Origin of the sequence: Chromobacterium indicum, from assembly GCF_039708975.1 — a bacterium.
GTDB lineage: Bacteria > Pseudomonadota > Gammaproteobacteria > Burkholderiales > Chromobacteriaceae > Chromobacterium > Chromobacterium piscinae.
Genome location: NZ_JAYFSJ010000008.1, coordinates 189,638 through 208,966, shown reverse-complemented (window position 1 = coordinate 208,966; position 19,329 = coordinate 189,638). Strand labels below are relative to the sequence as shown.

18 protein-coding genes and 5 tRNA genes are annotated in these 19,329 nt (G+C 62.6%); 13 read left to right on the top strand and 10 right to left on the bottom strand.

Translation table 11 applies throughout. The annotated features are described in order from the left end of the window. Positions 1 to 63: 63 nt before the first annotated feature. From VA599_RS12850 to VA599_RS12825, 6 genes are all read right to left on the bottom strand, one after another. A complete protein-coding gene (locus VA599_RS12850; RefSeq protein ID WP_021478936.1) occupies positions 64 to 1,164 on the bottom strand; it encodes a type II secretion system F family protein in 1,101 nt (366 codons plus the stop codon). Positions 1,165 to 1,213: 49 nt separating this feature from the next. Further along, a complete protein-coding gene (locus VA599_RS12845) occupies positions 1,214 to 2,863 on the bottom strand; it encodes a GspE/PulE family protein (protein WP_346788881.1) in 1,650 nt (549 codons plus the stop codon). A gap of 115 nt (positions 2,864 to 2,978) precedes the next feature. Beyond that, the gene (locus VA599_RS12840) at positions 2,979 to 3,371 is read right to left on the bottom strand and encodes a hypothetical protein (RefSeq protein ID WP_021478934.1); all 393 of its coding nucleotides are present in this window, start codon (positions 3,369 to 3,371) and stop codon (positions 2,979 to 2,981) included. After that, entirely contained in the window at positions 3,361 to 4,641 is a 1,281-nt protein-coding gene (gene pilO2, locus VA599_RS12835; protein WP_346788880.1) for a type 4b pilus protein PilO2, read from the bottom strand. The genes VA599_RS12840 and pilO2 overlap by 11 nt, the downstream gene beginning before the upstream one ends. Before the next feature lies 1 nt (position 4,642). Beyond that, complete coding sequence (gene pilN / locus VA599_RS12830) at positions 4,643 to 6,235, bottom strand: PilN family type IVB pilus formation outer membrane protein (RefSeq protein ID WP_346788879.1); 1,593 nt, start codon at positions 6,233 to 6,235, stop codon at positions 4,643 to 4,645. A gap of 17 nt (positions 6,236 to 6,252) precedes the next feature. Then, positions 6,253 to 6,825 (bottom strand): toxin co-regulated pilus biosynthesis Q family protein, encoded by a 573-nt coding sequence (locus VA599_RS12825; protein ID WP_346788878.1) that lies wholly within the window; start codon positions 6,823 to 6,825, stop codon positions 6,253 to 6,255. 144 nt (positions 6,826 to 6,969) lie between these two features. Between VA599_RS12825 and VA599_RS12820 the strand changes: the two genes are divergently transcribed. The 3 genes from VA599_RS12820 (at position 6,970) to VA599_RS12810 (ending at position 9,627) form a co-directional block, all read left to right on the top strand. After that, positions 6,970 to 7,677 (top strand): DotD/TraH family lipoprotein, encoded by a 708-nt coding sequence (locus VA599_RS12820; RefSeq protein ID WP_346788877.1) that lies wholly within the window; start codon positions 6,970 to 6,972, stop codon positions 7,675 to 7,677. Beyond that, positions 7,674 to 8,198, top strand: a complete 525-nt coding sequence (locus tag VA599_RS12815; RefSeq protein WP_346788876.1) for a lytic transglycosylase domain-containing protein — start codon at positions 7,674 to 7,676, stop codon at positions 8,196 to 8,198. The genes VA599_RS12820 and VA599_RS12815 overlap by 4 nt, the downstream gene beginning before the upstream one ends. Positions 8,199 to 8,349: 151 nt before the next feature. Beyond that, the gene (locus VA599_RS12810) at positions 8,350 to 9,627 is read left to right on the top strand and encodes an O-acetylhomoserine aminocarboxypropyltransferase/cysteine synthase family protein (protein ID WP_346788875.1); all 1,278 of its coding nucleotides are present in this window, start codon (positions 8,350 to 8,352) and stop codon (positions 9,625 to 9,627) included. A gap of 64 nt (positions 9,628 to 9,691) precedes the next feature. Here VA599_RS12810 and VA599_RS12805 read toward each other — a convergent pair whose 3' ends face one another. After that, positions 9,692 to 10,594, bottom strand: coding sequence for a L,D-transpeptidase (locus VA599_RS12805; protein WP_104946845.1), 903 nt, complete (start codon positions 10,592 to 10,594; stop codon positions 9,692 to 9,694). Between the two features lie 139 nt (positions 10,595 to 10,733). Between VA599_RS12805 and rlmD the strand changes: the two genes are divergently transcribed. The 5 genes from rlmD (at position 10,734) to VA599_RS12780 (ending at position 16,032) form a co-directional block, all read left to right on the top strand. Further along, positions 10,734 to 12,278 carry a 23S rRNA (uracil(1939)-C(5))-methyltransferase RlmD gene (gene rlmD / locus VA599_RS12800; RefSeq protein ID WP_104946844.1) on the top strand — a complete coding sequence of 515 codons (1,545 nt, stop codon included), beginning with the start codon at positions 10,734 to 10,736 and terminating at the stop codon, positions 12,276 to 12,278. 266 nt (positions 12,279 to 12,544) lie between these two features. Continuing rightward, positions 12,545 to 13,735, top strand: coding sequence for a NupC/NupG family nucleoside CNT transporter (locus VA599_RS12795; RefSeq protein ID WP_104946843.1), 1,191 nt, complete (start codon positions 12,545 to 12,547; stop codon positions 13,733 to 13,735). 100 nt (positions 13,736 to 13,835) lie between these two features. Beyond that, positions 13,836 to 14,465, top strand: coding sequence for a YecA/YgfB family protein (locus tag VA599_RS12790; protein ID WP_104946842.1), 630 nt, complete (start codon positions 13,836 to 13,838; stop codon positions 14,463 to 14,465). Positions 14,466 to 14,577: 112 nt separating this feature from the next. Next, on the top strand, positions 14,578 to 15,408 hold the full coding sequence (locus VA599_RS12785; protein WP_046155902.1) for an undecaprenyl-diphosphate phosphatase: 831 nt from the start codon (positions 14,578 to 14,580) through the stop codon (positions 15,406 to 15,408). A gap of 153 nt (positions 15,409 to 15,561) precedes the next feature. After that, entirely contained in the window at positions 15,562 to 16,032 is a 471-nt protein-coding gene (locus tag VA599_RS12780; protein ID WP_011135479.1) for an NUDIX hydrolase, read from the top strand. A 67-nt stretch (positions 16,033 to 16,099) separates the two neighbouring features. Here the strand turns inward: VA599_RS12780 and VA599_RS12775 are convergent, their stop codons facing one another. From VA599_RS12775 to folD, 3 genes are all read right to left on the bottom strand, one after another. Continuing rightward, positions 16,100 to 16,690 carry a hypothetical protein gene (locus tag VA599_RS12775; protein ID WP_346788874.1) on the bottom strand — a complete coding sequence of 197 codons (591 nt, stop codon included), beginning with the start codon at positions 16,688 to 16,690 and terminating at the stop codon, positions 16,100 to 16,102. Between the two features lie 7 nt (positions 16,691 to 16,697). Next, positions 16,698 to 17,561 carry a formyltetrahydrofolate deformylase gene (gene purU, locus VA599_RS12770; protein ID WP_021475696.1) on the bottom strand — a complete coding sequence of 288 codons (864 nt, stop codon included), beginning with the start codon at positions 17,559 to 17,561 and terminating at the stop codon, positions 16,698 to 16,700. 190 nt (positions 17,562 to 17,751) lie between these two features. Then, on the bottom strand, positions 17,752 to 18,603 hold the full coding sequence (gene folD, locus VA599_RS12765; protein WP_104946840.1) for a bifunctional methylenetetrahydrofolate dehydrogenase/methenyltetrahydrofolate cyclohydrolase FolD: 852 nt from the start codon (positions 18,601 to 18,603) through the stop codon (positions 17,752 to 17,754). 224 nt (positions 18,604 to 18,827) lie between these two features. On the opposite strand from folD, the gene VA599_RS12760 reads away from it, so the two are divergent. The 5 genes from VA599_RS12760 (at position 18,828) to VA599_RS12740 (ending at position 19,329) form a co-directional block, all read left to right on the top strand. Beyond that, positions 18,828 to 18,904: transfer RNA gene (locus tag VA599_RS12760), tRNA-Pro, on the top strand. A 21-nt stretch (positions 18,905 to 18,925) separates the two neighbouring features. Next, positions 18,926 to 19,002 (top strand) — tRNA-Arg (locus VA599_RS12755). Between the two features lie 28 nt (positions 19,003 to 19,030). After that, positions 19,031 to 19,106 (top strand) — tRNA-His (locus tag VA599_RS12750). A gap of 45 nt (positions 19,107 to 19,151) precedes the next feature. Then, positions 19,152 to 19,227, top strand: a tRNA-His gene (locus VA599_RS12745). Positions 19,228 to 19,253: 26 nt separating this feature from the next. Beyond that, positions 19,254 to 19,329: transfer RNA gene (locus VA599_RS12740), tRNA-His, on the top strand.

The following is a 19,329-nucleotide window of genomic DNA, read 5'->3' as shown; positions in this document are numbered from 1 at the left end:
GATTAAGAAAAGTTAATTAAAATAGTAATTTTATTAAATATTTAATTTTCGGGACTGAATGAATCACCCTCCAGTGGTCATTTGCTGAATCTGATTGCCCGCCTCGAGCGCCGTCATCATCATGCCGGCTATGGTCAGCAGGATGAATCCGCCCACCATCACCACCAAGGCATTGCGCATGATGGCCGAGCGCTCGCCTATCGCCTCGGCGATCTCTTCGATCGTGCCAAGCCCTATCTTGCGGATGCCGTCCTCGAAATTGCTGCGCTCGGAATACTCCGACAAGCGATCAAAAATCTCCTCGGAAAACAAACCGGTATCCATCGCCTTCAGGATGCTGCGGTTGGCGGTAAGCGAAATCCGGATCCGCGCCAGGTGCCAGCGCATCCATGGCGTGGCGCCGCGCTCCAGCAGCATCACCGCGTCGAACACCGCGGTATTGGCTTGCGACAACGCCGCAAGCGACACCAGAAACTCGCTGGCCTTCAAATCGCGATATACGGAATACGGCAGATGGCGGTCCAGACGGTTGCGCAGCGAGCCGGTCCAGCGCGGCAGCGACCAGAAATAGGCGAAGCCCAGCAACACCGGCAGCCCATAGATCAGAAACCAGAAATCCCGTATCGCCGCCGACAGGTAGTACAACACCTTGCCGATGAACGGAAAACGCTCGGCGGGCATGATCTGCTCCATGATGGGCATCATGCCGATGGCCACGCCCAGCTGCACCCCGCTCATCAGGATCAGCAGGAAAATCGGCAACGCCACCGCCATCTTGATGGCCTTGGCGTTGCCCTCCCTGATTTTCACCACCCTGGCCAAAAAGCGCAGCGCCTCGGGCAGATCGCCGCGCTCGCCGGAGCCGATCACCATCAGATCGTCCGCCGGAACCGTTCCTTCCCAGGTGCCCCGCAAATTCATCGAGGCCGCCCGTTGCCGCCAATAAGCGAACAACGGCGCCATCGGATTGCCGCGCTCGCGCGCCAACGCGTATTTGTGGGAAAACAACTCATAGGGATTGGCCCCGTCCTCGATCGAATCGGCCAGATCGCCGTAGAATTTGGCGCGCAGTTTCAGAAACTTCCGCCGCGCCTTGGCCAGGCCAGCGTATTTCGATTCATCCGTGGCAGCGATGCCGAAAAACCGCTTCAGCAGATCCAGCATGGCGGGCTCCTCTTCGCCTCGTCCGGCCCCTCCTCTCCTGAAAGACGGCTCATGCGCATTCCGTTTTCTCGGCCGGCGTCAGCGGACGATACTTCTTGAGTTTGCGGAACGCCGACTCCACATCGCGCGGGTCCAGCAAACCCAGCGACATCTTGTAGAGCGCATGCTCCATCGCAGTCTTTCCCAGCATCGTCGGATCGTCCAGGCGGCCGTTGCTCAGGGCGCGCCAGCGCTTCTCCGCCTCCCAGAACCGTCCTTCCCGGATCAGCGGCAACATCTCCTCGGTCACTTCGCACACCTCGGCGACCACGGTCTGTCCCATGCTGCCCAGATACCGGCACTCAGGGCACCCCGCCCCTTCCACCCTCACCGCCGCGACATCAATGCCCAGTTCGGCGATGGTGCGCAGATATGACTCATCCAGGCAGCTTGCCGCCGGCTGGCTGCATGCCGGGCACAACACGGGAACCAGCTTTTGATAGACCAGCGCGGTCAGGAAGTCCGGCGCCGCGAGCGCGTGGATCGGCATGCCGACCTCGTCGTCGCTCAGCCGCGGGATGATGCCGAAAGCGCTGGCGGCATGGACGGTGGACAACACCTGATGGCCGGTCTGGGTCATGGCCTTGGCGAACGAACCGGTTTCCACATCGCGGATCTCGCCGCCCATCACCTTGTCCGGATCGCCGCGCAGCAAAACCTTGGAGGCCGCGCCGAACGCGGTCTCGCTGCCGTCCTTGCGGCTGTCCTCCGCCTTGCGCTGGATGGGAATTTGCGTCACATGCGGCTGGATATACTCCACCGGATCCTCGATGGAGAAAAACTTCTTGCCGGAATGGCGCTCGTAAGTCATCAACGTGCGCAAAGTGGTGGTTTTGCCCGAGCCGGTCTCGCCGGCGATGATGGTCAGCCCGGGCGAGCGGAACACCGCGTCCTCCAATGCTTCCACCTGATCGGCCGAGTAGCCCAGCTCACCCAGGCTCATGATGTCCTTCTCCACCGCCTCGTTCAGCAGTATCCGCAGGACAATGTCGACGCCGCGGTTTTCCCGGATGCTCTGGAAACGCAACTGGTAATTGCGCCCATGGATAGCCAGGCTGATGGAACAGCTTTGATGCTTGTTTTCATCGAAATGGTTGTGGCTGCGGCTGCTGGAGTCGGCGCGGGAATTGTAGGCGGTGGACACCGCATCCATCATCGCGTTGAAATCACGCAGCAATTTGTCCTTGGGGTCGCTGTCCCTCAACTTGCCGTGCACGCGGTAACGCACCTGGACCAGGCCATTGTCGCGAAACTCGAAATGGATGTCGGTGGCTCGCAGATCGATCGCCTTTTCGATCACCATGTCGAAATTGCGATAGCCTCCGGTCTTGGCGTCCCCCCCCCGCAGTCCGGTCTCCATGCCATGCTGCTGCAACTGGGAATGAACCAGCAGGATTTCCTCCATGCTGCCGACAAAGATGCCAAGACAAGCGAAGCGGGTCCGGCCGCGCACCCCGGCGTCGAAGCGCTGCAGCAGATCGCTGTGCCGAAGCTGGCGATAAGCGGCGTCCTCCAGCAGCAGGATGTATTGCTTCGCCTTGGCCGCGACCAGCACCATCGCGTCGTTCTCATGGCCAGGCAGTACCAGTTCGCTCTCGTGCCGCCATCCCTGATGGCGGATGGCCTCCAGCCTGAGTTGGGCGATCGGGCTCGCCGGCATGGCTCTCGCCCCACTCGACGCGGCCCGGACGCGCGATCGGCGCTCCGCCCCCTCGTTCCGCCGCGGCGCTCCAGTCAACCATTTCCACATTTCCAAAACTCTCTCCCTCCCGCGCTCAGCGCGGCTCCGAGATCGCCGCTCCGGCATCCATCAACAAGCGCGTCCGCTTCCCGCGGCGCGACATGTCGACATAGTCTTCGCCGACAGCCGCGATCTTCCATTCCTGCAACATGTCGCCGGCCTGGACTGCCCTGCCGTATTTGCCGCCCACCACGATGTAAGCTTTGCGCACCTTGCCCCGGCTCTGAATGAACATCAGGTCGAACGGCTGCGCCGCCTCCCCTCCGGGCCCAGGCAATGCCAGCGCCGCCCCTCCGGCGGGCAACGGCGGCATGCCGCCGTTCGACGACAGCGCGCCCTTGGCGAAACTGTCTATCGTTTCCGCCGCCGCGGGCAAAGCCAGCGCCAGCCAAGCGGCCGCCAGCCATTTCAGCGGATTAGCGGACATAAAACGTCCCCTTGGCAGAGAACGCCGGATTCTTGTCATCTATCGTCACTGCGAGTTGATCTATCGTCATGTTGTTGGCCTTCTCCATCAGGCCCGGCAAAGAGTCCAGAAATGCCAGATGGCCTTGCAGCATCCAGCTTCCCTTGGCCAGCGGCCGAACCTCGCCCGCCCGGCTCTTGAGCTCGGGCGGCACCGGCACCAGGGGCTCGATCCTGTCCAATGCCACCTGCAGCCGGTTTTCGCCCGAGAAGGATTTGCCGTAGTCATCCAGCATCTGCATCCGCACACCGGCCTTCAGGTAGAACTGCGAGGCATCCATCGCCTCGATCGCCGCGGCGCCAGCCGGCGGAGCGAAATCCAGGCTCTCTTCAGCAGTGTTCATGTCCTGAAAGCGGACATTGCGGCGCTGCGCCAACAAAGTTTCAAACGTGCCGCCGATCCCGCGCAGCCAGGTCAGCGCGCAAACGCCGTTCTGGCACGACATGCGGCTGATCCGCCATCCTCCCGCCAGCAACGGCAATTGCTGGATGACGCCCTGCATCGCCCGCGCATACCCCAGGCCATGCCGCAAAGGAAGTCCCTGCCAGGCTTTTTCCATCTGGCCTCGGTAGATCGCCGCCGGATCGGGACTGGCCGCCTGCAGCGCCGCCAGACTCGCTTGCCGTTCGCGCTCCTGTTCCTGCGTCCACCACCAGGCGCCGCCGCCCATGCCAGCCAGCATCAGCAACAACAGCGCGACCGCCCAACGGCCGCCGCCGGGCAAGGGCAGGAAGCGCGAAGCCGCCTTGTCTTCATCGGCCAGCGCGCTGACGATATGCTCGAGATCGAGCAGCCTGGTCGCCACCAGCGAGCCTTCCGACACATCGCCCAGGATGGTGACGCCGGTCCCGACCTCCTGGATGAACTGCCTGGCCGCGACGAGGGCCTCGTCGCGGGAGAGCACCCGGTCATGCGTCGGCTTGCCTTCGTGTATGGCGATGAAAATCAGGCTGTCCGCATCCTCCGGGTCGGTATGCAGAAAGAGAATGTTGTCATCATCAGACATCTCCCGCAGCAGGCCGGCCAAGGCGAAATACGCCGTTTTGCGCACATTGCCGGGCAAATCGGCCAAGCCCGCCACATGCGGCCCCAGCTGGTTGCGCAACACCAGGAACTGCCGGGTTCCGCGGCGCGAGGATAGTTCGCGGATCTCGTCCGCTTCCTTGCTCAGCCCAAGCAGCGCCTCCCACCGGACCTCGACGACCAGATTGCCGAACAGCAGCCGGGACACCTCACACGCCCTCGGTCAATTGCGGCGAAATGACCACGATGACTTCCTCATCGCTCTGCGAGGCGGTCTTCGTCCCCCCCTCGTACGCGATCACGCCCTTGCGCCGCGTGTTGTTCCTGGCTTGGCGGAAACCGCTCAGGATCAGCGTCTGCCCGGACTTCAGCGCCGCGCGCTGCATTGTCTGCACCGACGAGGTATTCGGCGTCTGAATCAGGTTGTCTCCAGACTTGACCTCATCGATCCCCATCAGCTCGGACAGGTCGATCTGCACCTGCAACATGACGCTGCTGTTGTCCAGCAAGGTCGGCAGCAAGTTCATGACGAAGCCGGTCGAGATCAGGCCCGGCTCCAGCCCGACGCTGGGAGCGGAACCGTTGGTGCCGGGCGTGCTGGTCACCCGGGCCAGATAGCCGCGGTTGCTGGTGACCGCCACCGGCGCCGGCTGATTATTGAGCGTGACGACATTGGTATTGACCACCGTGCTGACGCGCCCTTGCTGGCTCAGCGCCTGCAGCAAGATCCGCGATCCTTTGAACTGCCCGGAATCCATCGTGATGCCGAATACGCCTTGAGCAGTATCCGAATTGCCCGACATCCGGAACGAGCTACCCCAACCGCTTTGCGCGGCCTGGTACACCAGATTCCAATCTATGCCCGCAGCCGAATCTCGGGTCAGGCGGATTGAAAACACCTGCACCGACAAGCTGACCTGCCGCCCCAGCACCGCGTTTTCGCCGTCAATGTAGCGGCTCACGCGCTCAATGACGTCGGCCGAATCGGTTACCGTGATGGAGCTGGTCATCTCGGACGACACCGCCCGCCCAAGCGGCGACAGCATGCTGTTGACCGTATCGCTGAGCCGGTCCCAGTATTTCATTTCCGAATTCATGCTGACCGATGAATCCGAGCCGAAATTCAAGCTGGAGCCTCCGGCGGAGCCACTCCCTCCCGTGCTGCTCTGCGAGCTCTTGCCCACTTTGGCGGCATAGCTGGAGGTGCCCGGCATGGTCTTGATCTGAAAAGTACGGGTAAGCAAGCGGGAGAATTTGACCGAGCCGTTGCGGTAAATCCAATAGGTGCCAGTCCGGTTGGCCACGGCATCCAGCAAGCCGCGCAGGCTGCCGCTGTAATTTACCTGCGCCCTGGGCTCTGCATCACCGCCAGTCGCCGCAGGCGGCGGCAACGCCGCTCCCAAGCCTGGCGGCAGCGCCGGCATCGCGGCCGCCGACGGAGCCGGACCGGCCAGTTTGGCTGACCCGGCGCTGAAAATATCCCGCGCCAGACGGATGACGATGCCTTGCTCCTTGGCGATCTGCTCCAGCAGCAGCGACAACGGCAAAGCCCGGCCGGAAGCGAAGCTGGCGGGCTCATCAAAACGGGCCGGCAATGCATCGGCCTCATCGATCACTACCGAACGGTGGGCGAGCCAGGCCCCTCCATTCCGCTCAACCAGGCCCGCCGTCGGATACGCCAGTTCCGCTCCCGCCTTGCGCGATGCGTCCTGCACGTCCCCGATGCGCTCATCAATGCTTTGCAACAGACCCGGCGTGCCGCAGCCGGCCACCATCACCGAGCCGCACGCGACAACAAGCATTTTCCTCATACATCCCCTCATCGTGCGGCTTGAAGCACGCGAATGACTTTATTCGCCTCGTAAACCTTGACCCGCACCGGCGAATCGGTGTTCTGCAATGACCTGGCCACCTGCTCGATCACATCGAGAAAAGAACCGCTGAAAGTCGCGGGGTAGTCGATCGGAAAATCACGATCCAACTCCCAAGCCAGAACCCAGCCATTAGTTTTGGCAAAATCGCGCAGCGCGGCGGAAACCCTGCCCACCCCGGGCCGCAAGCGCAAAACGACACGGCTGCCCACGGCACCGGCCAGCCCTTCGGCTGCCGTTGCGGGCGGCATTGCTGTCGCCACCGGCATCGGCGCCGCTGACGCTGCTGGCGCCGCCGCCGCGGCTCCGGGCATGACTGGCGATGCCGCCGTGGCTCCGGGCATGACTGGCGATGCCGCCGTGGCTGCCGGCGCAGGCGGCGAAGTCTTGGCCTCGGCGCCGCCCGCCAACGCCGCGGTCGGCGGCTGCAAGCCGGTATCGCCCCCCAAGTACAGAAATCCTGCGCGCGCCTGAGCCGCGTGCATCAGCACGAACGTCGCCAGAAATAGTTTCTTCTTCACAGCCGAACCCTAATAGTTCACTTTGATGCATATTATATCAAACATTTTATCAATGCCAGTCAAATAAGATCATGTCGTGATCAATACAAGGCAAGTCTCAAACGACACACCACGCGCCAGCGGAAGGAGTAGCCTGTCAATTTTATGTTTGATATAGTTAATATTTTATCAAATAAATTTAAGAAAATGAAAACATCACCATGGCTGGCGCTACTCGCCGCCGCCCTCAGCGCTTGCGCTCCGCCCCCATACAATCGGCCGGGCGCGCCCTCCGAACTGGCCGCCCTAGCCAAAACCATGGAGACGGCGAAAGATGGCCGCCAGGCGGTGCCGCGCGCCTCGGCGAATCCCGCCGAGGACCTCAGACAGGCGTACTCGGCGGACTATACCGGCTCGCCGCGCGAGATCGCCCAAAACCTCGCCGACGCCATCGGTTGGCATTTCGAGGAACGCGGCGCCCCCGACAATGCCGTCATCGTCCACATCAAAAGCGCGTCGCAGCCGGCGCTGACGGTGCTGCAGGCCATCGGCGACCAGTTCCCCTACGTACTGGTGGTCGACGCCAAATCCAGAACCATCGCGCTCGACTACACGCGAATGATCATCGGCTCTCCGGCCGCCGCCAAAACGCCAGAAAAGCCCCCCGCGCAGAAATACGCGATGGACGGCGGGATCTTCGCCAAACGCGCCTTGGCCGCGCGCGTAGCCGCTGCCTACAAAACCAAGGGATTTGACAGCCAGATCCAGGATGTCGGCAGGAAATTCCAGGTTCGAATCGGTCCCTTCCTCGACGACGGCGCTGGCGAGCGCAAGGTCCGGGATGCCCTGGGACCGTTGCGGCGCCTGCCATGAGTCCGCTCGCACGCCGTTCCCGCGCCATCTTCCCGCCATGGAGACTCGTCTTCGCGTTCTTGCCGGTCTTCTCCTGCCAGGCGGCTCCCGTCGACCGCGTCACGGAACACTTCGATATCAGACGTACCGCCAATTGCGCGCTGGACGCTTCTCGCCGCTTCAGCGTGCCCTATCTGCTGCTGATGGCGCTGAAAGTAAAAGAGTCCGGCGTCCAGTTCAGCAATCCCTACATTACCGGCCGCAACCGCAACGGCAGCAGCGACATCAGCTACTGGCAGATCAACGACAACTGGCTGCCCAAGCTGGCGCGCTACGGCATCGACCGCGCCCGGCTATACGATCCCTGCGTCAATGTCCAGGTCGCCGCTTGGCTGCTCTCTTCCGAAGTGAGGCGCACCGGCAGCTGGGTAGCCGGCATCGGCGCCTATCACAGCCCCACCCCGAGCAAGGCCCAGCCCTACGCGGCCCACGTTTTGAAAATCTGGACGGAGCTGCGGCGCGGCCATCCTGGATGGGAATAAGCGGAACAAGACTGATCGACAATGGATTAAATAGATTCAAAAGTTATATCCGCCATCATCGATATCTCCTTGTGGCAAGCGCGCGGCGGCATTAAGGTAAGCGATCATGACAAGTGCCTGCAGCCACCCGCCCACTCAACCGGAGCCCACGATGAAACTGGAAACCCTCGCAGTCCACGCTGGCTACAGCCCCGACCCGACCACCAAGGCGGTAGCGGTGCCGCTGTACCAGACCACCAGCTACGCCTTCGACAGCACCCAGCACGGAGCCGACCTGTTCGACCTCAAGGTGCAGGGCAATATCTACACCCGCATCATGAACCCCACCACCGACGTGCTGGAAAAACGGATCGCGGCGCTGGAGGGCGGCATCGGCGCGCTGGCGGTGGCGTCCGGCATGGCGGCGGTCAGCTACTCGATCCAGACCATCGCCGAAGCCGGCGACAACATCATCGCCACCCGCACCCTGTACGGCGGCACCTACAACCTGTTCGCCCACACCTTCCCGCAGTTGGGCATCGAAGTCCGTTTCGTCGATTACAAGGACCCGGCCGCGATCGCCGCGCTGGTGGACGAGCGCACCAAGGCCGTGTTCTGCGAATCGATAGGCAACCCGCTAGGCAATGTGGTGGACTTCGCCGCCTTCGCCGCCGAGGCCCATCGACATGGCCTGCCGCTGATCGTCGACAACACCGTGCCCTCGCCCTATCTGTGCCGGCCGTTCGAACACGGCGCCGACATCGTGGTCCACAGCCTGACCAAATACCTGGGCGGACACGGCAACAGCATAGGCGGCGCCATCGTCGACTCCGGCAAGTTCCCATGGGGACAACACAAGGCACGCTTCAAGCGGCTGAACGAGCCGGACGTCAGCTACCACGGCGTCAACTACGTGGAAGCGCTGGGCGAGGCCGCCTATATCGCCCGCGCCAGGGTAGTGCCGCTGCGGAACATGGGCGCGGCGCTGTCGCCATTCAACGCCTTCCTGATCCTGCAGGGCATAGAAACGCTGGCGCTGCGGATGGACCGCATCTGCGACAACGCATTGAAAGCGGCTAGCTTCCTGAAGGAAAGCGCGGCGGTGGAATGGGTGGAGTACGCTGGCCTGCCGGACCACCCCAGCAAGCCGCTGGCCGACCGCTACCTGGGCGGCCGCGCCTCGGGCATCCTGTCCTTCGGCATCAAGGGCGGCGCGGCGGCCGGCGGCCGTTTCATCGACGCGCTGCAGCTGGTGACGCGGCTGGTCAATATCGGCGACGCCAAGTCGCTGGCCTGCCACCCGGCCACCACCACCCACCGCCAGCTGTCGCCGGAGGAACAATTACAGGCCGGCGTGCGGCCAGAGCTGGTGCGGCTGTCGATCGGCATCGAGCATATCGACGACATCCTGGCCGACATCGCCCAGGCGCTGAAGGCCGCGGCGCAGTAAGCTCGCCGCCAAACGCATCCGGACCGCGATCGCGGCCCGGACTCATTGACTCAAACCAACGGACTCAGCCCGTCTTGGCCACAGGCCGGACGCGCTGACCAGCCCTGGCCGACGGCGGTCCCGGCTGGCGCTCGTTCTGCGGCTGGCTGGCCGCCGGCGCGGCGGGCGCGGGCGGAACCGGCGGGTTCATCTTCGACAACCAGGGCAAGGCGCTGAGATTGCCGTTGATGTCGGTTTTGGCGCTCTTGCAGCTCAGGCAAACCGGCTTGCCGTCGCGCTGCTTCAGCGCATTGTCCACCCGCTGGCCGAACAAGGCCTGCTGGTGCTGGCGCTGCCAGGCCAGCAGCGTGTCCGCCAGGTACGGCAGCGAGGGATCGCTCTGCCGGTAGTGGTTGCGGTAGACGGTCAGCCACAGCTGGCCGGCTTCGTCCTCGCTCAAGATGATGGTCTGGTAGGCGACGGTGACCGCGTCGCCGCGGCTGACGGTGCCGGCCAGCTCCAGCGCGTCGTTGTTGCGCAGCCGGACACAGCCGTGGCTGCGGAAACCCGGCACCGAGCCCGGCGCGTTGGTGCCGTGGAAGCCCAGGCCCAGGCTGCTCTCGCCGAAACGCACGAAGACCGGGCCCAGCGGATTGTTGGGCCCCGGCGGCACCACGGTCTGCACTTCCTTGCCGTTGCGCCGCATCTCTTCCTGGATGGACTTGGGCACGTGCCAGCTCGGCGCGCGGTAGATGCCGGTGATGTCGAAGCTGCCGGTCGGGGTCTGGGTCAGCATCTTGCCGACCGCCACCGGGAAGATCCGCGCCAGCTTGCCGTCCTGATACAGGAATAGCCGCGCCTGCGGCAGATTAAGCACCAGGTGGCGGCCTATGGGATTGACCGCGACATCCGGCGCGGGCATCACCGCCGCCTGTACGGGAACAGCCAGCCACCATCCCAGCGCCAGCACCGACAACCGCTTCAACATACCGCACCTTCTGTAACCATGATTCACGCTGCTGATTCTAACAGAAAGGCGGCGAATTCCGGGATCGTAAAAAAACCAGCAAGAATCGCCGGTTTTTGAGAAAATCCGCGTTTTACCGTTTGATTTTGCAAGCAAGACGATGACGCACGCACAGACTATTGCCCTGGTCGAATCGCTGGACCACGAAGGCCGGGGGGTCGCCCACGTTGACGGCAAGACCATCTTCATCGATGGCGCGCTGCCGTACGAAAAAGTTGTCTACAGCAGCTACCGCAAAAAACCCAGCTACGAAAACGCCAACACCTCCGCGGTGCTGAAGGAAAGCTTCATGCGCGCCGAGCCGCGCTGCCCGCACTTCGGCGTCTGCGGCGGCTGTTCGATGCAACACGTGGAATTCACCGCCCAGGTGGCGGTCAAGCAGCGCGTGCTGGAAGACAATCTCAAGCGCATCGGCAAGGTCAAGGCGGAACGCGTGCTCACCCCCATCGCCGGTCCGGCCTGGCACTATCGCCACCGCGCCCGCATGTCCGCCCGCATGGTGGCCAAGAAGGGCGGCGTGTTGGTGGGCTTCCACGAGAAAAACTCCAGCTACATCGCCGAGATGCGCGAGTGCCACATCCTGCCCAAGCATATCTCCGACCTGATCATGCCGCTGCGCGCGATGATCGCCACGCTGTCGATCAGCCAACGGATGCCGCAGGTGGAAGTGGCGGTCGGCGACAAGCTGGACATTCTGGTGTTCCGCAATATGGACGCCATCACCGACGCCGACTTCGCCATCCTGAAGGCGTTTTCCGACACCCACGGCAGCGCCGAGCGCCCGCTGCAGATCTGGCTGCAGCCCAAAGGCCCGGAGACCTGCTACCCGATCTACCCGCTGGACGCGCCCAAGCTGACCTACAGCATGCCGGAGTTCGCGGTGGAGATGCCCTATTACCCCACCGAATTCACTCAGGTGAACCCGCAAATCAACGCGGTGATGGTGGCCCGCGCGCTGAAGTTCCTGGACCCGCAGCCGGGCGAGCGCATCGCCGACATGTTCTGCGGCATCGGCAACTTCACGCTGCCCATCGCCCGCTCCGGCGCCATCGTGCACGGCATGGAAGGCAGCCAGCCGCTGGTGAAGCGCGCGGTGGAGAACGCCACGCATAATCAGCTGCAGGACAAGGTGAGCTACGAGATGGCCAACCTGTTCGAGGTGACCGAGGAGTCGTTCGCGGCCCTAGGAAAATTCGACAAGATGCTGGTGGACCCGCCGCGCGACGGCGCGGTGCAGCTGCTGAAGGCCATCACCGAGGACACCGCGCCCAAGCGCATCGTCTACGTGTCCTGTAACCCGGCCACGCTGGCGCGCGACGCCGGCATCCTGGTCAACACCAAGGGTTACACGCTGAAAGCGGCCGGCATCATCAACATGTTCCCGCACACCGCGCACGTCGAATCCGTGGCCTGGTTCGAAAAAACCAGCCCGTGCAAGACGCGCAAGGAAGTCGAGGAGATCGAGGCGATCGAAGCCGCCGAACGCGAGGCCGCCAAGGCGGCGCGCCTGGCGGAAGAAAACGCGGAAAAGGAAAAGAAAGCCGCCGAGCTGGCGGAGAAAGCCGCCGCCAAGGAAGCGCGCCGCGCGCATTACTTCGCCGAGCAAGCCCGCCGCGAGGCGGAGGAAGCCCAATCGGGTCAATAGACATGAAAAGCGGCCCGCCCCAGGCACGCGCCGGGGCGGGCCGCTTCTCTTTATCTAAAGACAGATTGTTTGATCTAAAGACAAGTATTATTCTCTGCTTCAGCGCATTGTGCTCACGCCGATGGCATTCGCTCCAAGCGCATGCCGCCCGGCGCGGCGCTGACCGCATTTTATAAAAACCGGCATACGGCCCGCGGCATCAGGCGGGACCGGAACCATGCTCGATACCTGCCTAGGCAGGGGGAACCCACAAAGCGACATTCATCATGCATATCGTCCAATTCATCATCGGCCTGATCGTGGTACTGGCCCTCACCCAGCTGGTCGCCCGCGACCGCAAGAACATCAAGATCCGCTCCGTGATCCAGCTGCTGGTCATCGAGATCGCCCTGGCGTTCTTCCTGCTCAACACCACTTACGGCCTCGCCATCGTCGGCAGCATTTCCGGCGTCTTCACCAAGCTGATGGACTTCGCCGGCGAAGGCACCAAGTTCGCCTTCGGCGGCATCCAGAACAAGGATGAATTCAGCTTCTTCCTGAATGTGCTGATGCCCATCGTGTTCATCTCGGTGCTGATCGGCATCCTGCAGCACATTCGAGTGCTGCCGGTGGTGATCCGCGCGATCGGCTTCGTGCTGTCCAAGATCAGCGGCATGGGCAAGATCGAGTCGTTCAACGCCATCAGTTCGATGATGGTCGGCCAGTCCGAAAACTTCATCGCCTACAAGAACATCATCCACACCTTCGACGAGAAGCGCATGTACACGCTGGCCGCCACCGCGATGTCCACCGTGTCGATGTCCATCGTCGGCTCCTACATGCAGATGATCGAGCCGCGCTTCGTGGTGACCGCGCTGGTGCTCAACCTGTTCAGCACCTTCGTGGTGCTGTCGCTGATCAACCCCTACGACAGCGCGCTGGGCGAGGACGAACTGATCAGCAGCGATGCGCACCGCGTGTCCTTCTTCGAGATGCTGGGCGAGTACATCCTGACCGGCTTCAAGATCGCCGTGATCGTGGCCGCCATGCTGGTCGGCTTCATCGCGCTGATCGCCTGCGTGAACTTCATCTTCACCGCCATCTTCGGCATCAACTTCCAGACCATCCTGGGCTACGTGTTCTGGCCGTTCGCCTGGCTGATGGGCGTGCCTAGCCACGAAGCGCTGACCGCCAGCAGCATCATGGCCACCAAGCTGGTGACCAACGAGTTCGTCGCCATGCTGGAACTGAAGAACCAGGCCGCGCACCTGTCCAGCTACACCCGCGGCGTGCTGTCCATCTTCCTGGTGTCCTTCGCCAACTTCAGCTCGATCGGCATCATCGCCGGCGCGGTGAAGGGCCTGGACGAAGATCGCGGCAACATGGTGTCCCGCTTCGGCCTGAAGCTGGTCTACGGCTCCTCGCTGGTGAGCATCCTGTCGGCGCTGATCGCCGGCCTGGTGCTGGCTTCCTACTAAGCCCCGACCGCCCCGCCAAGCCGCCCGCCCTGCGCGGGCGGTTTTGTTTTGCTCCGCCCTGCCCCATAATGGCCGCCTGACCTAACTAGAAGAATCCGCCATGTCGCACAAGCCGCTCAGCGAACAAGATTATCAACGCCTGTCCGCCACCCTCGCCCGCTTCGCCGGCCACGGTTGCATGAATCTGGAGCGGCTGGACGGTTTCTTCGCCGCGCTGCTCGCCGGCCCGGAGGCCGTGCGCCCGGCGGAGTGCCTGCCGCTGATCCTGGGCGACGCTTTCGACGACGAGTCGGCCTTTCCCAGCGAAAAAGCGCTGGAGCAGTTCGTGGCGCTGTTGCGCGGACACTGGCAGGACATCGCCGAAGCGCTGAAGCAGGGCGAGTTTCAGCCATGGCTGGATGCCGACACGGCCGGCCAGACCACCGGCAATGACTGGGCCGAAGGCTTCGCCGCCGGCATGGAGCTGCTGAACGACGACTGGGGCCTGCTGTTCGACTCCCCTGACAACGCGCCGCTGCTCGAGCCGATCATGATTCTGGGCTTCGAGCGTCATCCAGACCCGGAAATGCGCCCCTTCGTCGACGCCATCGACGCCGAAACCCGGGCCGAGCTGCTGGCGTCTCTCTCTCCCTCCGTGCACGGCATCCATGATTTCTTCGCCGCCATCCGCCGCCAGCTGGAGCAGGAAGAGCAGGAGCTGGATCGGGAAGAGCCGCGCCGCCCGCACTGAACGATCCGGTAAACCGGACAGCTGGCTTGCGCGTTAAGAAGCGGTCATTCTTCCAAAACGGGCGCGGCGGATCCGCCGCCCGTTTCTTCCGCGTCCTATCCAAGGGGGAGCCATGAACGCGACCGAAGCCTTGCTGTTTGCCGTGATCCAGGGCATCAGCGAATTATTTCCCGTCAGCAGCCTGGGCCACGGCGTGCTGATACCCGACTGGCTGCACTGGTCGATCAACCGCACCCATCCCGACTTCCTGCCCTTCATGGTCATGCTGCATCTGGGCACCGCCGCCGCGCTGCTGATCTACTTCCGCCGCGACTGGACAGACCTGATCGGCGGCTGGCTGAAAGCCGGCGGCCGCGCCAGCAATCCGCACGCGCGCCTGATGTGGCTGGTGATCGCCGGCACCATACCGGCCGGCCTGCTGGGCCTGCTGCTGGAAAAACAATTGCGCGCGCTGTTCACCAGCGCCACCGCGGTGCTGGTTTTCCTGGCGCTGAACGGCCTGATGCTGCTGTGGGGCGACCGTCTGAAAAAGAAAACCGCTTCGCACGAACTGTCCGAACTGAGCTTCGCCGGCGCGATCAAGATAGGCGCCGGCCAGGCGCTGGCGCTGCTGCCGGGCTTCTCCCGCTCCGGCGCCACGCTGGTGGCCGGACTGGCCCACGGCCTGGACTACGCCTCCTCCGCCCGCTTTTCCTTCCTGCTGGCCACGCCCATCATCACCGCGGCGGGTGTGCTGGAGATTCCCAAGCTGGCGCACCACGGCAGCGGCGCCCCGCAATGGGGGCTGCTGCTAGCGTGCGGCGCCGTTTCGGGACTGTGCGCCTATGCCAGCACCTGGTTTCTGATGCGTTACTTCAAGAAAACCGAAATCGAGTCGCTGCGACCGTTCGGCTTTTACTGCCTGCTGGTCGGCCTTGTCGGTTTACTGGTCAAACTCGTATAAATGCGCTGGACTTGGCCATGCCTTGATATAAAATGGCATGTGACCAGTAATTCTACTTATTGAAATACAGATGGCGCCGCCAAAGGGCGCTATCTGTGTTTGGAATGCTGGCTCGAGGCGTCAGACCTCATCAAATAATGATATTTTGGAAGAATGAACGTATTGGAAGACCGTAAGAATGAACGCCTGCCCAGCGACCTGGCCAGGCGCGCCACAGCCATCATCGAGATGCCGGACGGCGTGCTGGTCACCGCCAGCCGCGGCGGCCGTTACAACCTCCCCGGCGGCAAGGCCAATCGCGGCGAACTGCGCTCCCAGGCGCTGATTCGCGAAATCCGCGAGGAAACCGGCCTGCGCATCAACTCCATGCTGTACCTGTTCGATCACATCACCCCGTTCAACGCCCACAAGGTTTACCTGTGCATCGCCCAGGGACAGCCCAAGCCGCAGAACGAGATCGAGCGCATCGCGCTGGTGTCGTCGCCGGATACCGATATGGATTTGTTCGTCGAAGGACGGGCCATCCTGCGCCGCTACGCCAGGCTGCGCAACGAGGAAACCGCCAAAGGAGAAGCGCTGCGCGCGCTGCTGGGCCTGGCCCGCTACATCGCCAAGGTGGACTGAGGGATTCAATCCTCAAAACAAAAAGGACACGCGTGCGCGTGTCCTTTTTTCTTGCCCGCCATGCGGTTTATTTTTTCACCGCCGACGCGGCATCGCTGGCAGCGCCCTGCTGCTGCATCATCTCCACCATCTCCTGAGGCAGCTCCACCCAGCCTGCGGCCTTGGCGAAAGACAGCGTGGCCGCCAGCAACAGCAGCGACAAGGGCGCGAACAGCACCACGCCGGCAAGCGTACGCATCACTGACACCTGCGCCACCTTGGACAGCGCGTTGACCAGCACCACCAGGCCAAGCAGCGACAGCAGGATGTCTATCACCTTGGCGGCATCTCCCGGCAGCCAGCTGGTCAGCGGCTCCACGAATTGCAAACCGCTGGCCACCACCACCAGGCCGAACAGCGAGCCGCTGACTTCGCCCTTGCCCCAGCGCAGCCAGACACCCATGAAGCGGGCGAACATCAGCGTCTGCAGCCAGGTGAACAGCACCATGAAGCCGATGCGGCCGGCGATATTGCCGCCCAGCTCGGCGGTATCGCCGCTGGAAACCGCGCCCATCAGCGTCAGCAACAGCGCCGGCTGCCACCAGGCATACTGGTAGGCGGCCAGCGGCTTGACCCGCAGGCGCAGCAAATCAAGCACATCGTCGATCAACAGGCGCATGGCATCCTCAGTCGAAAACCACGGTCTTGTTGCTGTACGACAGCACGCGGTTGTCCAGATGCCAGCGCACGGCGCGGGACAACACCACTTTTTCCAGGTCGCGGCCCTTCTCCACCAGATCCTCCACCGTGTCGCGGTGCGAGATGCGGGTGACTTCCTGCTCGATGATCGGGCCCTCGTCCAGATCCTCGGTCACATAGTGGCTGGTGGCGCCGATCAGCTTCACGCCGCGCGCGAAGGCGCGGTGATAGGGCTTGGCGCCGTCGAAGGCCGGCAGGAAGCTGTGGTGGATGTTGATCACGCGGTCGGGATAGCGCTCGACGAAGCCGCTGGACAGGATCTGCATATAGCGCGCCAGCACGATGAAATCGACGCCCGCCTCTTCCAGCAGGCGGAACTGCTCGGCCTCGGCCTCGGCCTTGTTGTCCTTGGTGACTTTGATCACATGGAAAGGGATGCCGTTGAACTCCACCAGTCGGCGGCAGGTTTCGTGGTTGGAAATCACCAGCGGGATGTCGCAATCCAGCTCGCCGATGCGCCAACGGTGCATCAGGTCCACCAGGCAATGCTCGTACTGGGATACGAAGATAGCCATCCGCGGCTTGCGCGCGGACAGCGATACCTTCCAGTTCATGCCGTGCTCGTCGGCGATAGGCTGGAACGCGGCGGCGAAGCTGTCCATCGGCAACGTGAAGCCGTCCAGATCCCACTGCACCCGCATCAGGAACAGGTTTTCGCTGGTGTCCTGATGCTGGTCCGCATGCATGATGTTGGCGTTGTAGGTCATCAGGAAATTGGCGATGGCCGCTACCAGGCCCTTCTTGTCCGGCGCGCTGATCAACAGCGTCGCCGAGTGCTTGTCGTGACTCATGAAGCAAATCCGTAAATTAGTTTTATGTGATACTAAATCTGATACTAAAACAGCCAAGCGCGGCTGTCTGCACATTCGAACGCCGCCATGACGCAGGCAAGCCGGCATTCCCGAAAACAAAATCGCCACAGCCCGGCGCTGCGGCGGCTGTGGCGAGCTGGCTTGGGCCGCCGCTCGGGCGGCTGTCGGCTCAGGCGTTCAGATTGGCGGAATCCAGCGTGTTCTGCAACAGCGTCGCCACCGTCATCGGCCCCACGCCGCCCGGCACCGGGGTGATGAAGCCTGCCCGCTCGCGCGCGACATCGAATTCCACGTCGCCGCACAGCTTGCCGGTATCCAGCCGGTTGATGCCCACGTCGATCACCACCGCGCCCGGCTTGATCCACTCGCCCTTGACGAAATTGGGAATGCCGACGCCGGCCACCAGGATGTCCGCTCCGGCCACTTCCTCCGCCAGATTCTGCGTCGCGCTGTGGCAGACGGTGACAGTGGCGCGCGCCAGCAGCATTTCCAGCGCCTGCGGGCGGCCGACGATATTGGACGCGCCGACGATCACCGCCTTCTTGCCCTTGGGATCGATGCCGTACTCTTCCAGCAGCGTCATCACGCCGCGCGGCGTGCACGGCCGCAGCAGCGGCATCTTGATCGCCAGGCGGCCTACATTATACGGGTGAAAGCCGTCCACATCCTTTTTCGGATCGATGCGCTCGATCACCGCCTGCGGATCGATCTGCGCCGGCAGCGGCAATTGCACCAGAATGCCGTCCACGCCGGCGTCCGCATTCAAGCCATCGATGATTTCCAGCAATTCCTTTTGGCTGGTGGCGGCCGGCAAATCGTAAGCGACAGAACGGATGCCCGCCTTTTCGCAGGCCTTTTTCTTGCTGCCCACGTAAACCGCGGAGGCCGGATTGTCTCCGACCAGGATCACCGCCAGCGCCGGCGCCCGCTTGCCCTGCCCCAGGCGCTCTTCCACGCCCGCGCGCACCTTCTCCAGCAGTTTTTCCGCTACCGCCTTGCCATCGATCAATTGTGCCGACATGCCTGATTCCCATATTGGTGCAATGAATAACGGCCGCTATTCTCGCATTAATTGCGCAGTGCAGTAAGGGCGCTCGGCGGATTATTTTTCTTAAGATCAAGATAAATAAAGAAAAAACAAACACGCTATTCCGCCAAGGCCAAAACACCCCGGAAAGCCCCGAAAATATTTGCACAAAGCCGTTGACAGTCCCATGCCTCGTCCGTATAGTTGCGGTCTCTGTTCGGGGCGTAGCGCAGCCTGGTAGCGCACCTGATTTGGGATCAGGGGGTCGCGAGTTCGAATCCCGCCGCCCCGACCAGAAAACGAATTGCCCGATAGAGCGCCCGTAGCTCAACCGGATAGAGCACCAGCCTTCTAAGCTGGGGGTTACAGGTTCGATTCCTGTCGGGCGCGCCAGTCGCTTAAGCGGCGGCAACAAACAGTGGTGGATATAGCTCAGTTGGTAGAGTCCCGGATTGTGATTCCGGTTGTCGTGGGTTCGAGTCCCATTATCCACCCCACAATTTGCAAGATTGCGGCACTGCCGCAGTCATACTGTTTCGACGGTGGATGTAGCTCAGTTGGTAGAGTCCCGGATTGTGATTCCGGTTGTCGTGGGTTCGAGTCCCATCATCCACCCCAAGGTTTCGACCATCGCGTCATCAGCGGTGGATGTAGCTCAGTTGGTAGAGTCCCGGATTGTGATTCCGGTTGTCGTGGGTTCGAGTCCCATCATCCACCCCA